The organism is Acidovorax sp. Q11 (genome assembly GCF_054950075.1).
Window position 1 is genome coordinate 15,800 of record NZ_JBUDZG010000007.1, and the last position, 14,715, is coordinate 30,514.

General features: G+C 67.8%; 11 protein-coding genes. 10 read left to right on the plus strand and 1 reads right to left on the minus strand.

Going from position 1 to position 14,715, the window contains the following annotated elements; translation table 11 throughout:
* The first annotated feature begins 140 nt into the window (after positions 1–140).
* The 6 genes from ACYZGB_RS08050 to ACYZGB_RS08075 all read left to right on the plus strand — a co-directional run bounded on the left by ACYZGB_RS08050 (position 141) and on the right by ACYZGB_RS08075 (position 9,708).
* Entirely contained in the window at positions 141–3,998 is a 3,858-nt protein-coding gene (locus ACYZGB_RS08050) for a DUF748 domain-containing protein (RefSeq protein WP_462387732.1), read from the plus strand.
* A gap of 115 nt (positions 3,999–4,113) precedes the next feature.
* Positions 4,114–6,366, plus strand: a complete 2,253-nt coding sequence (locus ACYZGB_RS08055) for a protein-disulfide reductase DsbD family protein (protein ID WP_462387733.1) — start codon at positions 4,114–4,116, stop codon at positions 6,364–6,366.
* A gap of 46 nt (positions 6,367–6,412) precedes the next feature.
* A complete protein-coding gene (locus ACYZGB_RS08060; RefSeq protein ID WP_462387734.1) occupies positions 6,413–7,021 on the plus strand; it encodes a thioredoxin family protein in 609 nt (202 codons plus the stop codon).
* A gap of 83 nt (positions 7,022–7,104) precedes the next feature.
* Complete coding sequence (locus tag ACYZGB_RS08065; RefSeq protein WP_462387736.1) at positions 7,105–7,797, plus strand: hypothetical protein; 693 nt, start codon at positions 7,105–7,107, stop codon at positions 7,795–7,797.
* 12 nt (positions 7,798–7,809) lie between these two features.
* Positions 7,810–8,325, plus strand: coding sequence for a CoA-binding protein (locus tag ACYZGB_RS08070; RefSeq protein WP_462387737.1), 516 nt, complete (start codon positions 7,810–7,812; stop codon positions 8,323–8,325).
* 60 nt (positions 8,326–8,385) lie between these two features.
* Positions 8,386–9,708, plus strand: coding sequence for an O-acetylhomoserine aminocarboxypropyltransferase/cysteine synthase family protein (locus ACYZGB_RS08075; protein WP_462387739.1), 1,323 nt, complete (start codon positions 8,386–8,388; stop codon positions 9,706–9,708).
* 12 nt (positions 9,709–9,720) lie between these two features.
* On the opposite strand, the gene ACYZGB_RS08080 is transcribed toward ACYZGB_RS08075, so the two are convergent.
* On the minus strand, positions 9,721–10,530 hold the full coding sequence (locus ACYZGB_RS08080) for an IclR family transcriptional regulator (RefSeq protein ID WP_462387741.1): 810 nt from the start codon (positions 10,528–10,530) through the stop codon (positions 9,721–9,723).
* 142 nt (positions 10,531–10,672) lie between these two features.
* On the opposite strand from ACYZGB_RS08080, the gene ACYZGB_RS08085 reads away from it, so the two are divergent.
* The 4 genes from ACYZGB_RS08085 (at position 10,673) to ACYZGB_RS08100 (ending at position 14,660) form a co-directional block, all read left to right on the plus strand.
* Positions 10,673–11,632 (plus strand): MBL fold metallo-hydrolase, encoded by a 960-nt coding sequence (locus ACYZGB_RS08085; RefSeq protein WP_462387743.1) that lies wholly within the window; start codon positions 10,673–10,675, stop codon positions 11,630–11,632.
* A 27-nt stretch (positions 11,633–11,659) separates the two neighbouring features.
* Positions 11,660–13,312 carry an FAD-dependent oxidoreductase gene (locus ACYZGB_RS08090; protein ID WP_462387745.1) on the plus strand — a complete coding sequence of 551 codons (1,653 nt, stop codon included), beginning with the start codon at positions 11,660–11,662 and terminating at the stop codon, positions 13,310–13,312.
* A 26-nt stretch (positions 13,313–13,338) separates the two neighbouring features.
* On the plus strand, positions 13,339–13,596 hold the full coding sequence (locus tag ACYZGB_RS08095) for a DUF2783 domain-containing protein (RefSeq protein WP_462387746.1): 258 nt from the start codon (positions 13,339–13,341) through the stop codon (positions 13,594–13,596).
* A 95-nt stretch (positions 13,597–13,691) separates the two neighbouring features.
* Positions 13,692–14,660 carry a Bug family tripartite tricarboxylate transporter substrate binding protein gene (locus ACYZGB_RS08100; RefSeq protein ID WP_462387747.1) on the plus strand — a complete coding sequence of 323 codons (969 nt, stop codon included), beginning with the start codon at positions 13,692–13,694 and terminating at the stop codon, positions 14,658–14,660.
* Positions 14,661–14,715: the final 55 nt, after the last annotated feature.

Consider the following 14,715-nt stretch of genomic DNA (forward strand, 5'->3'; position numbering starts at 1 on the left):
AATCTTGAACCATGGCCCCCCGCCTGTTGCAATGGCTTACCCCGGTTGACGCACAACGGGGACAATAGTGGCTCGCGCGCGACCCCTCTGGTTTTTCACCAGTCCTCCTGGGGCCGCGGCGCCCACTTTTGCCCGCCGCCATGCCGACCTCCCTGCGCTCCGTCTCCTTTGCCTCCCTGCGCCAGCACCGCTGGTTTCGCCCCGCTGTCCGCGCCCTGGCGGGCCTGATCGGCCTGTGGCTGCTCACCTGGCTGGCCGTCCCGCCGCTGCTCAAGGGCCCGCTGGAGCGCATTGCCTCCGAGCAGCTGGGCCGCGCCGTGACGGTGGGGGGCATTGACTTCCAGCCCTGGAGCCTGGAATTTGCCCTGCGCGACGTGGCCGTGGCGGGTGCCAACGGTGCGCCCCCGCAGCTGACCATTGGACGTATCTATGCCGACGGCGAGCTGCAATCGCTGCTGCGCCTGGCGCCCGTGGTGGACGCCTTCACCATCGAAAACCCCGTGCTGCGCATCACGCACCAGGGCGACGGCCGTTATGACGTGGATGACATCATTGCCAAGGTCACGGCGCCCACGGGCGAGCCCGACACCGGCCCCGCGCGCCTGGCGCTGTACAACCTGGCGCTCACGGGCGGCAGCATCGACTTCATCGACAGCACCGTGGGCGCCACCCACGCGGTGCGCGACCTGACCCTCAAGGTGCCCTTCATCAGCACCCTGCCCTCACAGCGCGAGGTAAAGGTAGAGCCCCACCTGGCGTTCGCGCTGGACGGCAGCCGGTTTGACTCGTCCGCCCAGGGCACCCCGTTTGCGCAAACCGGTCAGGCCGACGCGCAGATCCGGCTGGACGGCCTGAACCTCGCGCCCTACCTGGGCTATCTGCCCGCCAACCTGCCCGTGAAGGTGTTGGGTGCCACGCTGGACGCGGATGTGAAAGTGGCCTTTGAACAGCACCCGCGCATGGCCGTGAAGCTGACCGGCACCGTGCAGGCCAGCGGCGTGCGCATTGCCGACCGCCAGGGCGCCGACCTGCTGAGCTACGAGCGCCTGAAGATCGACATGGCCGATGTGCGCCCGCTGGAGCAGATCGTGCGCCTGCAGCATGTGGAGCTGACCGCACCCGTGGTCACCGCCACGCGCGATGCGGCCGGGCAGATCAACCTGGCGCAACTGGCACCGCCAGCGCAGCCTTCAACGCCTGCCAAGGGCAAAGCCACTGCGCCTGCAGCGCCCGCATCTGTTGCTGAACCTGCTTCGTCGCCTGTGGTTGGCGCCAGCACAGCCTCCGCCCCAGCGTCCTCCGCCTCCACGGGCAAAGCCAAAGCCAAGGCAGTCACCCCCGCCTGGACGTTCGAACTGGCCACCGCCGCCGTGCGCGGCGGCACCCTGCGCTGGGCCGACGCCACCACGCGCCCCGCAGCCGCCCTGCAGGCCACCGAGCTCACGCTGGACGCCGCCGACCTCGCCCTGCCTTTCGCTCAAGAGAACGCCAAGCCCGTCACCTTCAAAGGCGGGCTCCAACTGCAGGGCAGCACACTCAGCTTCACCGGCGAAGCCACCGACCAGAAGGCCCAGGTCAACACCACCCTGAACGCGCTGGCACTGCAACTGGCCGCCCCCTACCTGGCCCAGGCGTTGGAGCCGACAGTGACCGGTCAGCTCAGCGGCGATGTGGGGGTGCTGTGGCAAGCCCCCACAGCAGCCGCCGCGCAGGCCGGCGCCACGGGCGTCACGGTCAAGGCAGGCCCCCTGGCGCTGGAGCAACTGGCCGTCAAGCAGGGCAAGACCACCTTGGCCAGCCTGGGCAAGCTGGAGATTGCGGGCGCTGAAGTACCCCTGGACGCACGCAGCGCCACGCTGGAACGCCTGGCCATCAGCCAGCCGCAACTGGCGGTGGAGCGCGGCGCGGACGGGCGCTGGATGTTTGAACGCTGGCTGAAGGCGCCCCCCGCTGCGCAAGGCGGCACAACGGCAACGGGGGCAACAGCGGACGCAGCCCCTGCCAGCACCAGCACACCCTGGAAGCTGCGCGTGGCCGATTTCTCGCTGCAGGGCGGCACCGTCTCGCTGGCCGACAACGCCCAGCCGCGCCCTGTGGCGCTGGATGTGACCGCCCTCGGCATCACCGCCCGCAACCTGGCCAGCGACGGCAGCAAACCCGAGGCCTTGACGCTCACGGCCCGTGCCGCCGCGCCCGGCAAAGGCAACAACAAGGCCACGCCCGGCAAGATCGACTACCAGGGCACGCTGGCCCTGCAGCCCCTGGCGGCCCAGGGCCAGCTGGAGGCTACGCGCCTGCCGCTGCACGCGCTGGACGGCTACCTGGCCAGCCAGCTGTCGGTGGAGCTGCTGCGCGCCAACGTGGGCTACCGGGGCCAGGTGGCGCTGGCGCAGTCCGACAAGGGCGTCAGCCTGCGCCTGGCGGGCGATGCGGTGGTCGAAGACCTGCAGGCCAACAGCACAGCCGCCTTCACCCCCAAGACCGAGGCCCAGGTGGGCGAGGAACTGCTGGCCTGGAAGAGCCTGAACCTGCGCGGCCTCTCCGTGGCCACCGCCCCCGGCACCGCGCCGCGCGTGGAGGTGAAGGAAACCAGCCTGGTGGACTTTTTTGCGCGCGTCACCGTGAACGAGGTGGGCCGCATCAACCTGAGCGATATCGCCAAGACGCCCGAGGAAGCGCGCGCGGCCAATGCGGCCAGCGCTTCGGCCAATTCCAGCCCCAGCGCCGCTTCTGCCTCTACGCAGGCGGCAGCAACGGCCGCCGCAGCGCCAGCCGCCTCTGCCCCGGCCTCCGCCGCCATCGCCCAGGCCAACCCGCTCGCGCCGGTGGTGCAGTTCGGCCCCGTGAGCCTGGTCAATGGCCGGGTGGCGTTCTCGGACTTTTTCATCAAGCCCAACTACGCGGCCAACCTCTCCGAGCTGACCGGCAAGCTCAGCGCGTTTTCGTCGCAGGCGCCCGGAGGCGACCCTGTGCTGGCCGACCTGGAGCTGCGCGGTCGCGCCGAAGGCTCGGCCTCACTCGAAATCACCGGCAAGCTCAACCCCCTGGCCCAGCCGCTGGCGGCCGACATCACCGGCAAGGTGCGCGACCTGGAGCTGCCCCCGCTCACGCCCTACGCGGTGAAGTACGCGGGCCACGGCATCGAGCGCGGCAAGCTCAGCGTGGACGTGAACTACAAGGTGCTGCCCAGTGGCCAGCTCACGGCCAGCAACCGCCTGGTGCTGCACCAGCTGACCTTTGGCGAGCCCGTGGAGGGCGCCCCCAACAGCCTGCCCGTGAAGCTGGCCGTGGCCCTGCTGGCCGACCGCCAGGGCGTGATCGACCTGGACCTGCCCATCAGCGGCTCGCTCAACGACCCGCAGTTCCGCATCGGCCCCGTGATCTTCAAGATCATCGTCAACCTCATCGGCAAGGCGCTGACCTCGCCCTTCAGCCTGCTGGCCAGCGCCTTTGGCGGCGGCGACGAGATGAGCCATGTGCCCTTTGCCCCCGGCAGCGCCACCCTCACGCCCGAGGCGCAGCAAAACCTGGACAAGGTGGCCAAGGCCCTGGCCGACCGCCCCACGCTCAAGATCACCGTGACCGGCACCGCCAGCCTGCAAGACGAGCGCGAAGGCCTGCAGCGCGAAAGCCTGCAGCAGCGGGTGCTGGCCGAAAAACGCCGTGCCAACCCGGGCGACACCGCCCCCGTGTCGGCCGCCGAATACCCCGCCCTGCTCAAGGAGGTGTACCGCCGCGCCGACATGCCCAAGCCGCGCAACCTGGTCGGCCTGGCCAAAGAGCTCACCGTGCCCGAGATGGAAGCCCTGCTGCTGGCCAACCAGGCCGCCACCGAGGCCATGGCCGCCGAACTGGCCACGCAGCGCGGCCAGGCGATCCGCGCCTATCTGGTGGCGCAGAAGCTGCCAGTAGAGCGGTTGTTTGTAGCGGCCCCCAAGGCTGGCAAACAGCCCGAAAAGTGGACCCCCCGTGCGGATTTGAGCCTGGCGACACAATAGGCGCCTGGCTGGCAGAAGGTTCCGGGGAATCCCCCTCCCGCCAGTCCGATCGCCCCGCAGGCAGAGCACAGGGGCGCTGGAACCAAACCCGCCCTGCCCGCTCCCACACTGCACCATGCCTTCACGCCCGCTTTACCGCCTCGCAGTTACTCTGTTTTTGATAGCTGCAAGCGCTTTATGGACGGGCGCAAACGCCCAATTTAGCCCCAAAACCAGCGGCCAGGGCACCAGCGTGGTCACCACGCCTTATGTGCGTGCCGAGCTGCTGGCCCATGCGCCCCAGGGCGTGGCGCCCGGCCAGCCGCTGTGGCTGGGCCTGCAGATCACCCACCAGCCCGAGTGGCACACCTACTGGAAAAACCCCGGCGACTCGGGCCTGCCCACCGACCTGGCCTGGACCTTGCCCGCCGGGCTGGACGCGGGCGAGATCGCCTGGCCCCTGCCCAAGAAGATCCCCATCGGCACGCTGGCCAACTATGGCTACGAGGGCACGGTGCTGCTGCCCGTGCCCGTCACCGTGGCCAGCAGCTTTGCGCCCGGCCCGCTGGTCAAGGACGCCACCATCCAGCTGCGCGCCTCGTGGCTGGTGTGCCGCAAGGAATGCATCCCGGAAGAGGGCGAGTTCACGCTGCAGCTGCCCATCCAGAGCACCACGGCACTGAGCGGCGCCGCATTCGAGGCCGCCGCCCAAGCCCACCCCCGGCCGGTGCTGGCGGGCACCACCGGCATCGTGCCTGACAGCCAGGCGCAGCTCGCCGCCGAGGGCAACACCTTGAACGTCAGCGTGCAGGGCCTGCCCGTGGCGCTGCGTGGCAAGACGCTGGACCTGTTCCCCGAGACCGCCGAAGTCATCGACAACGCCGCCAGCTGGAAGCAGAGCTGGAACGGCAGCGTGTGGACCGCGCAGATTCCCTTGTCAGCCCAGCGCAGCGCCAGCCCCAGCCTGATGCCCGTGGTGCTGGCCGAGCAGTCGCCCGCACATGCCACCGGCCCCGACACCCGCAACGGCTACCGCTCCGAGCTGAAGGTGCTGGGCACCTGGCCGCCGGTTGCGTCGATGACGGCGGTATCGCCCGCGCTGGAGGCCGCACTCAAGGCCAATGCTGCGCAGGCAGGCGGCGCGGCAACACCGGCTGCGGGTTCGGGTGCCTCCGCCCTCACCCTCACCGCCGCGCTGCTGGGCGCCTTGCTCGGGGGCCTCATCCTCAACCTCATGCCCTGCGTGTTCCCGGTGCTGGCGATCAAGGTGGTGGGCTTTACCCAGCATGCGCAAGACCGGCGTGCACACCGGGTGAGCGGCATCGCCTACACGGCGGGCGTGGTGCTGTCGTTCATGCTGCTCGGCGCGCTCATGCTGGGCCTGCGCGCGGCGGGCGAGGCAGTGGGCTGGGGCTTTCAGCTGCAGTCCCCCGCCGTGGTGGCATCGCTGGCGGCGCTGTTCACGCTGATCGCGCTGAACCTCGCGGGCGTGTTCGAGTTCGGGCATTTCCTGCCGTCCTCCGTGGCCAGCCTGCAGGCGCGCCACCCGGTGGCCGACAGCTTCCTCACCGGCGTGCTGGCCGTGGCCGTGGCATCACCCTGCACGGCGCCGTTCATGGGCGCATCCCTGGGCCTCACGGCCACGCTGCCTGCGCCCCAGGCGCTGGCCGTGTTTGCGGCGCTGGGGCTGGGGCTGGCGCTGCCGTTTCTGGCGGCCAGCTTTGTGCCCGCCGTGGCGCGCGCCCTGCCCCGCCCGGGCGCTTGGATGGACACCTTCCGCAAGCTGATGGCCTTCCCCATGCTGGCCACCGTGGTCTGGCTGGTGTGGGTGCTGGGTCAGCAAAGTGGCATCGACGGTGCGGGGGCGCTGCTGATCCTGCTGGTGGGCCTGTCGCTGGTGGTGTGGGCCCTGTCGCTGGCAGGCCGCGCGCGGGTGTGGATGGCCACGGTGTCCATCGCGGCCATGGCCTTGCTGGTCTGGGCCTTCGCGCCGCACATCACCCACATTCCCACCGCACAGGCCGCCACGCCCTCCACGCAGGCCTCGGCCACCGGCTGGCAGCCCTGGGCACCCGGCGCGGCCGAGCAGATCGTGGCAGGGGGCCGCCCCGTGTTTGTGGACTTCACCGCCGCCTGGTGTGTGACCTGCCAGTACAACAAGAAAACCACGCTGGCCCATGCCGATGTGCTGGCCGACCTGCAAACCAAGAACGTCGCCCTGCTGCGCGCCGACTGGACGCGCCGCGACCCCGCCATCACCGCCGCCCTGGCGTCACTGGGCCGCAGTGGCGTGCCCGTGTACGTGTTCTACCGCCCCGGCAAACCGCCGGTGGTGCTGACCGAAGTGCTCAGCGTGGACGAGGTGCGCGCCACCATCGCCCAGCTGTAGCCCTCCCTGCTTTCGACCACCCGCCAACCCTTCAGGAGACCCCGCCATGAAGCTGCTTCGCCGTACGTTGATCGCCACCGCTGCCCTGGTCGCCCTGGGCGCCCAGGCCGCCGCCACCGTGGGCCAGCCCGCGCCCGACTTCACGCTCAAGGACACGTCGGGCAAAACCGTGCGCCTGTCGGACTTCAAGGGCAAGCACGTGGTGCTGGAATGGACCAACCCCGGCTGCCCCTTTGTGCGCAAACACTACGACAGCGGCAACATGCCCGCCACGCAGAAGGACGCCACCGGCAAAGGTGTGGTGTGGCTGTCCATCAACTCCACCGAAAAAGCCAGCAGCGACTACCTGGAGCCCGCCAAGCTCATGGCCTGGAAGCAGGAGCGCAAATCCGCACCCACCGCCGTGCTGATGGACGAGGAAGGCACCGTGGGCAAGAGCTACGGCGCCCGCACCACGCCCCACATGTACATCGTCAACCCACAGGGCATGCTGGTATACGCAGGCGGCATCGACAGCATCCCCTCGGCCCGCCCGGCAGACATCGAGAAAGCTACCAACTATGTGAAGGTGGGGCTGGCGGAGGCACTCGCAGGCAAGCCGATTTCGGCGGCGACGACGGCGCCGTACGGGTGCAGTATCAAGTACAAGTCCTGAGCCTGGGATTGCGCCGCCGCCCACACTCCATGCAGTGCGCGGCGGCACTGTTGTGCATTGGCGGGCACCACTAAGATGCGGGCATGCACTGCGAACAATGTGGACGTCTGCTCGCCAACCCGACCGCCATCTGCACGGCCTGCGACCAGGAGCTGTCCACCCCCATCGGCGGGGGGCGCTACCGTTGCCCCGCATGCCACGGGCTCTTCGATGACTGGACCACCACCCTTTTGCCCCGCAACGCCCGCTGGTACACCCCCCAGCGTGAGTTAACAACCTGCCCACTCTGCGAAGAGGCATTGCAGTGGAAGCGCGACACAGAGCCAGCACAGCTCCCTGCGGGACTTCAGGGCATCGCCTTCGGCATGATGTGGAGCCTGGCGTACACCATCCCACCCCACGTCCGGCTTTGGACCAAGGAGCAACTGGGCAAATGGTTTCTGTTACTGATCCCGCTGCTGCTGGTCGAGATGTACTTCATCGCCGTGCGCCCCTCCCTGCAAGGCCCGGGGAGTGGCCCGGGTCACTTCACGTTGGCACAGCCCGAACCGAACAGCAGAAAGGCCCATTTTTTGACGGGTCTGATCAGCGGTATAGCCGTCTTTTCCGGCTACTGGGCCGCCCCTCAGGTTACTTGGCTGCCCCTGTGGTTGGCCTTGTTCGGACTGGCCGCTGTCGGCTGCATTGCCGCCGTTGTGTGGCGACGCTCGGTGGAGCGGCACAAGCGCTTGCACGCGCCGACCACTGCAGCCCCATCCCCCACCCTTCCCTCGTAGCCCATCGCCCCCATGCTCCACACCCCCGACACCATCAGCACCCTGCGCCACCTGCTCACCGCCTGCCGCACCATCGCCGTGGTGGGCCTTTCGCCCCAATGGCACCGCCCCAGCTACTTTGCCGCCAAGTACATGCAGGCGCATGGCTACCGCATCGTGCCGGTCAACCCGCTGGTGGCGCGCGAGGGCGGGCAGATTTTGGGCGAGACGGCCTACGCCAGCGTGACCGAGGCGGCCGCCGTGCTGGCGGCGCAGGGGCAGACGATTGACATGGTGGACTGCTTTCGCAAGAGCGAGGACATCCCCCCGCTGGCCGACGAGGCCATCGCCATCGGCGCCCAATGCCTGTGGCTGCAGCTGGGCGTGTTCAACGAAGTGGCCGGGCAACGCGCCGAGGCCGCCGGGCTGCAGGTGATCCAGAACCGCTGCGTGAAGATCGAACACGCGCGGCTGTTTGGGGGCCTGGGCTGGATGGGCGTGAACACACGTGTCATCAGCGCCAAGCGCTTGCGGCAGCTGCCTTACTAGCAATTTGATAGCTTCAACCGCTTACCCATCGCGCGCAAACGGCTTTTTTATTCATAAACCATGTCTTCCACCCCCCCCTCCGGCGCCGACCGCGCCTTTGGCTTTGGCACCCGCGCCATCCACGCCGGGGCCCAGCCCGACCCCGTGACTGGCGCGCGCGCCACGCCCATCCACCAGACGACGAGCTTTGTGTTCGACAACGCCGAGCACGCCAGCAGCCTGTTCAACCTGCAGACCTTTGGCAATGTCTACAGCCGCATCAGCAACCCCACGGTGGCGGTGTTCGAGGAGCGCATTGCCAGCCTCGAAAACGGCCGCGCGGCCCTGGCCTGTGCCAGCGGCATGGCCGCGCAGATGGCAGCGCTGCTGGCCATCCTGAAAACCGGCGACCACATCGTGGCGGCCAGCACGCTCTACGGTGGCACAGTGGGGCAGCTGGGCGTGGGCTTCTCTCGCCTGGGTATCGAGACCACGTTTGTGGACCCGGCCGACCCCGAGAACTTTGCACGCGCCATGCGCCCGAACACCCGCGCCGTGTACGGCGAGACCATCGGCAACCCGCTGGTCAACGTGCTCGACATCGCGGCCGTGGCCGAGGTGGCGCATGCGCACGGCGTGCCGCTCGTCATCGACAACACGGTGGCCAGCCCCTACCTGTGCAACCCCTTGCAGCTGGGCGCCGACATCGTGGTGCACAGCGCCACCAAGTACATCGGCGGCCACGGCACGACCATGGGTGGTGTGGTGGTGGAAGGCGGCAAGTTCCCATGGGACAACGGCAAATTCCCCGAGATGGTCGAGCCCAGCCGCGCCTACCACGGCGTGAAGTTCTACGAGACCTTTGGCGACTTTGGCTACACCATGAAGGCGCGCATGGAGGTCAACCGCACCTTCGGCGGCGTGCTCTCCCCCATGAACGCATGGCAGCTGCTGCAGGGCGCCGAAACCCTGCACCTGCGCATGCGCGAGCACTGCCGCAATGCGCTGGCCGTGGCGAAGTTTCTGCAGAGCCATCCGCAAGTGGCGTGGGTCAACTACCCGGGCCTGGCGGATTCGCCGTACTACGACCTGGCGCGAAAGCAGTTCCGCGCGGTGGATGGCGCGCCGGGCGCCTCGGGCATTCTCACGTTTGGCGTGAAGGGCGGCGCGGCGGCGGGCGAGAAGTTCATCGACGCCTGCGAGTTCCTGAGTCACCTCGCCAACATCGGCGACGCGAAGACACTGGTGATACACCCTGCATCGACCACGCATCGCCAGCTCAGTGAAGAAGAGCTGACCCGCGCGGGCGTGAGCGCGGACATGGTGCGGCTGTCGGTGGGGATTGAAGACCTTCAAGATATCCTGTGGGACATTGACCAGGCGCTGGGGCGCGCAGCGGGCTGATCGCCCCACGGGCTACGCAGGGCTGACCGGCGCACCCAGGCGCTGCGACAAGCTCCGCGCCGCCTCGCGCAGGTGCTGCGCCGCCGGGCTGGCCGGCCCGGTCTGCAGCGTGGCGCTGGGGCCGATCACGGCGATGCACAGCAACAGCTGCCCGAACCCATCAAACACCGGCGTGGCCAGCGCGCTGATGCCGGGCAGGAGCTGGTCGGTCACCTCGCTGATCTGGTGCTGGCGCACAGCCTCCAGCTCGGCCGCAAAGGCGGGCTCGTCCAGTGCTCCCGCAAACCCTTCTGCCGCTAGCGCAGCCGCTGCCCGCTCTCGCGGGCCGAAGGCCGCAAACACCTTGCCCGTGGCCGTGTGCCGCACAGAAGCCGTGGTGCCGTGGCGCATGGCCACATACACGGCGGTGGGGCCTTCTTCCACACGAATGATGGTGGGGCCACTGTCGCCCCAGACCGAGGCCGACACGGTGTAGCCGATGCGCTGGGCCAGCGCGGGCAGCTCGGCAATGGCCAGGCGCACCGGGTCCACTTGCTGCAGGCTGATCAGGCCCAGCTGCATGGCCAAGGGGCCCAGGCCGTAATGGCCGCTCACGGCGTCCTGCTCGATCAGGCCCAGCTTGCCAAAGCTCACCAGGTAGGGGTGCGCCTTGGCGGCCGTCATGTCCGCCGCGCGGGCCAGGTCTTTGAGCGCCATGCGCCGGCCGGTGCGCGCCAGCACCTTCAGCAACTGGCCGCCCACCTCCACGCTCTGGATGCCGCGCGGGCTGCGGGGTGTGTCTTCGTCGTCGGCGGGGGGCAGGTCGGGGGTCGTGGTGGGCATGGGGCGATTGTCCACGCAGCGCAGCATCCATTCGCACCTCGGGTTTACACCTAAACAAATGCGTTAGACATGAACGAATTTCTTGCCTAACATCAACGCATTCCGTTTAGATAAACGCATTCACCATTAACAAATCACCACCATGAGCACCGTCAAAACCTTTGCCTCCGCCGCCGACCTCGAAGTGAAGAAGGTGAGCTTCGACAAGCTCTCCGACCACGCCTATGCCTACACGGCCGAGGGCGACCCCAACACCGGGATCATCATTGGCGACGACGCGGTGATGGTCATCGACACCCAGGCCACGCCCGTGATGGCGCAGGACGTGATCCGCCGCATCCGCGAAGTCACTGACAAGCCCATCAAGTACGTACTGCTGAGCCACTACCACGCGGTGCGCGTGCTAGGCGCCAGCGCTTACGGCGCCCAGCACATCATTGCCAGCGAAGACACGCGTGACCTGATCGTGGAGCGCGGCCAGTTCGACAAGGACAGCGAGATTGGCCGCTTTCCGCGCCTGTTCCAGAACGTGGAGAGCGTGCCGGACGGCCTGACCTGGCCGACCATGACCTTCAACAAAAAGATGACCCTGTGGCTTGGCAAGCTGGAGGTGCAGATCCTGCAACTGGGCCGGGGCCACACCAAGGGCGACACGGTGGCCTGGCTGCCGCAGGAAAAGATCCTGTTCAGCGGCGACCTGGTGGAGTTCGACGCCACGCCGTATGCGGGTGACGCGTATTTCCAGGACTGGCCGCAGACCCTGGACAACATCGCAGCCCTCAAGCCCGAAAAGCTGGTGCCCGGCCGTGGCGCCGCATTGCAGACGCCCGAGCAGGTGCAGGCGGGCCTGGCGGGCACGCGCGCCTTCATCAGCGACCTGTACGAGAGCGTGAAGGCCAGTGCGGCCAAGGGCGAAGACCTGCGCAAGGTCTACGAAGCCACGTTCGCCCAACTGCAACTCAAGTACGGGCACTGGGTCATCTTCAACCACTGCATGCCGTTCGACGTGACCCGTGCGTACGACGAGGCCACGCAATACCCCGACCCACGCATCTGGACCGCCGAGCGTGACATTCAAATGTGGAAGGCTTTGGAAGGCTGAGCCGCCGAGGTTGGAGGAGACAAAAACATGAACCCCAGAGACATTCCCACCGAAGCCTTCCACGCCAGCGGCGCCGAGGTGCAGGCCATCGATTTCGGCTACGTGCGCTCGCCCGACCAGGACCGCGCCACGCCCGCACAGCACCCCATCGTGGTCATCGGCGCGGGCCCCGTGGGCCTGTCGCTGGCTATTGACCTGGCCCAGCGCGGGCAGCGTGTGGTGGTGCTGGACAACGACCACAAGCTCTCCATCGGCTCGCGCGCCATCTGCTTTGCCAAGCGCACGCTGGAGATCTGGGACCGCCTGGGCGTGGGCCAGCGCATGGTGGACAAGGGCATTTCGTGGAACCTGGGCAAGGTGTTCCTCAAAGACGAGCAGCTGTATGAATTCAATCTGCTGCCCGAAGAAGGCCACGAGCGCCCCGCCTTCATCAACCTGCAGCAGTACTACGCCGAGGCCTACCTGGTGGAGCGCGCGCTGCAGTTGCCGGGCATCGACATCCGCTGGCACAACAAGGTCACTGCCGTGCAAAGCCGCGCCGACGGCGCACTACTGAGCATCGACACGCCCGAGGGCGCCTACCAGATGGATGCGCAATGGCTGGTGGCTTGCGACGGCGCACGCTCGCCCACGCGGCAGATGCTGGGGCTGGAGAGCAAGGGGCGCATCTTTCAGGACCGTTTTTTGATCGCCGACGTGAAGCTGGCGGGCGATGCGGACTTTCCGACCGAGCGCTGGTTCTGGTTCGACCCACCCTTTCATCCCAACCAGAGCGTGCTGCTGCACCGCCAGCCCGACAACGTCTGGCGCATCGACTTCCAGCTCGGTTGGGACGCCGACCCCGAAGAAGAGAAAAAGCCCGAGAACATCATCCCGCGCGTGAAGGCGTTGCTGGGTGCGGATGCGCAGTTTGAGCTGGACTGGGCGAGTGTCTACACCTTTGCCTGCCTGCGCATGGACCAGTTTGTGCACGGCCGCGTCATCTTTGCGGGGGACAGTGCGCACGGCGTCTCGCCCTTTGGCGCACGCGGCGCCAACAGTGGCGTGCAGGACGCCGAGAACCTGGCCTGGAAGCTCGATTGGGTACTCCAAGGCCGCGCCAGCCCGGTGCTGGTGCATACGTACGGCCCGGAGCGCGAATACGCGGCCGACGAAAACCTGTGCAACTCCACGCGCGCCACCGACTTCATCACGCCCAAGAGCGAAATCAGCCGCCTGTTCCGCGACGCGGCACTGCACCTGGCGCGCGAGCATGCGTTTGCACGGCGCATCGTCAACAGCGGGCGCCTGTCGGTGCCCGCCACGCTGCACCAGTCGCCGCTGAACACGCCGGATACCGACACCTTCGTGAGCACGCAGGTGCCCGGCGCCGTGTTGCTGGACGCACCCTTGACGAAGCAGGGCCAGCCCACCTGGCTGCTGCGCGAGCTGGGGCCGGACTTCACGCTGCTGGTGTTTGGCCCAGCCCCTGCGTGGGCGCGTGACCTGCCTGGTGTGAAGGTGCTGCAGATCGGCATCGATGTGATCGACCACCAGGCGCTGGCCGCCCAACGGCTGGATGCGCTACCGCGCACCGTGTACCTGGTGCGGCCCGACCAGCATGTGTGCGCACGCTGGCGCACGCCCACCGAAGCCGCCGTGCGCAGCGCACTGGCCCGTGCCACGGCCGCAGCCGTCTGACCAGGAAGACGACAAGGAACATGCCCATGCTGAACACCCAATCGAACCTGCAGGCCTGCGACGACTTTTATGAAGCGCTGATTGCGGCGCACCAGGGCCTGTCCACGCCCGAGAGCCACGCCATGAACGCACGCCTGGTGCTGCTGCTGGCCAACCACATCGGCGAGCAGGCCACGCTGCAGCACGCGCTGCAACTGGCGCGCGGCAGTGCCGTGCCCACGGCCGACCGGCGCACCACCCCGGCCATCACGCCCGTGGTGCCCACCCACGCGGTGGCGGCCTAGCCTCACCTTTTTTTACCCCACAGCTCCAGCACCGCGCAGATGGTGCAAGGCCCGGGCTATGCCCTGATTTTTTGACAACACCACGGAGACAACACATGCAGCGCAAACACTTCCTCGCCACCCTTGCCGGGTTGGCCCTGGCCACCACCCTCCCCCTGGCCCACGCCCAGGACACCAAACCGCTCGAATGGGTGGTGGGATACGCCGCTGGCGGGGGCTCGGACATCGTGGCGCGCACGATTGCCGAATCGATGTCGGCCACGCTGGGCCGCCCCATCGTCATCAACAACAAGCCCGGCGCGGGCACCAACATCGCCGCCGAGTACAGCGCGCGCAACAAGGACTACGGCAACCTCATTTTCTCGGCCGACTTTGCCACGCTGGCAGCCAACCCGTTTTTGTTCAGCAAGCTGAGCTACAACGCCGAGAAGGACTTCCAACCCGTGGGCCTGCTGGTGCGCTTCCCGATGTTCCTGGTGGTGTCCAACAGCGTGCCCGCCAAGAACTTGAAGGAGTTCATGGCCTGGGCCAAGGGGATGCCCGATGGCGTGAACTGGGCTTCCGCCGGGCCGGGCAGCCCGCACCACCTGGTGGGCGAGCTGTTCCGCGAGCAAAGCGGGCTCAAGCTCACGCATGTGCCGTATCGCGGCGCGGCCCCGGCCATCCAGGATGTGATCGGCGGGCAGGTGCCTGCGATGTGGATCGACAGTGCCACGGTGTACCCGTTCCTCAACACCGGCAAAGTGAAGGCCATTGGCGTCGCCAGCCCGCAGCGCGTGACGACCATGCCCGATGTGCCCACGATTTCCGAACAGGGCCTGCAGGGGTTTGAAGGTTTTGCGTGGCAGGGTCTGGTGGTGCCCACCGGCGCATCGGCCGATGTGGCGGCGAACTTCAGCAAGGCGCTGCAGACCGCGCTGGCCGACACCCGCACCAAGGCCCGGCTGCAGGCGCTGGGCGTGGAGCCCATGCCCGGCACCGCCGCACAGATGGGCGGCTTTGCACGCACCGAGCGTGAAAAGTGGGGACGGGTGATCACCAAGGTGGGCGTAAAACTCGACTAACCCCCTGAGCGGCTGCGCCGCATCCCCCTGCAGGGGGACGCCCCCCGTGGCCTGG

Excerpts from the sequence above, each read along its gene's own strand:
- ACYZGB_RS08050 (WP_462387732.1), top strand. The coding sequence starts at position 141 with ATGCCGACCTCCCTGCGCTCCGTCTCCTTTGCCTCCCTGCGCCAGCAC.
- ACYZGB_RS08055 (WP_462387733.1), top strand. The coding sequence starts at position 4,114 with ATGCCTTCACGCCCGCTTTACCGCCTCGCAGTTACTCTGTTTTTGATA.
- ACYZGB_RS08060 (WP_462387734.1), top strand. The coding sequence starts at position 6,413 with ATGAAGCTGCTTCGCCGTACGTTGATCGCCACCGCTGCCCTGGTCGCC.
- ACYZGB_RS08065 (WP_462387736.1), top strand. The coding sequence starts at position 7,105 with ATGCACTGCGAACAATGTGGACGTCTGCTCGCCAACCCGACCGCCATC.
- ACYZGB_RS08070 (WP_462387737.1), top strand. The coding sequence starts at position 7,810 with ATGCTCCACACCCCCGACACCATCAGCACCCTGCGCCACCTGCTCACC.
- ACYZGB_RS08075 (WP_462387739.1), top strand. The coding sequence starts at position 8,386 with ATGTCTTCCACCCCCCCCTCCGGCGCCGACCGCGCCTTTGGCTTTGGC.
- ACYZGB_RS08080 (WP_462387741.1), bottom strand. The coding sequence starts at position 10,530 with ATGCCCACCACGACCCCCGACCTGCCCCCCGCCGACGACGAAGACACA.
- ACYZGB_RS08085 (WP_462387743.1), top strand. The coding sequence starts at position 10,673 with ATGAGCACCGTCAAAACCTTTGCCTCCGCCGCCGACCTCGAAGTGAAG.
- ACYZGB_RS08090 (WP_462387745.1), top strand. The coding sequence starts at position 11,660 with ATGAACCCCAGAGACATTCCCACCGAAGCCTTCCACGCCAGCGGCGCC.
- ACYZGB_RS08095 (WP_462387746.1), top strand. The coding sequence starts at position 13,339 with ATGCTGAACACCCAATCGAACCTGCAGGCCTGCGACGACTTTTATGAA.
- ACYZGB_RS08100 (WP_462387747.1), top strand. The coding sequence starts at position 13,692 with ATGCAGCGCAAACACTTCCTCGCCACCCTTGCCGGGTTGGCCCTGGCC.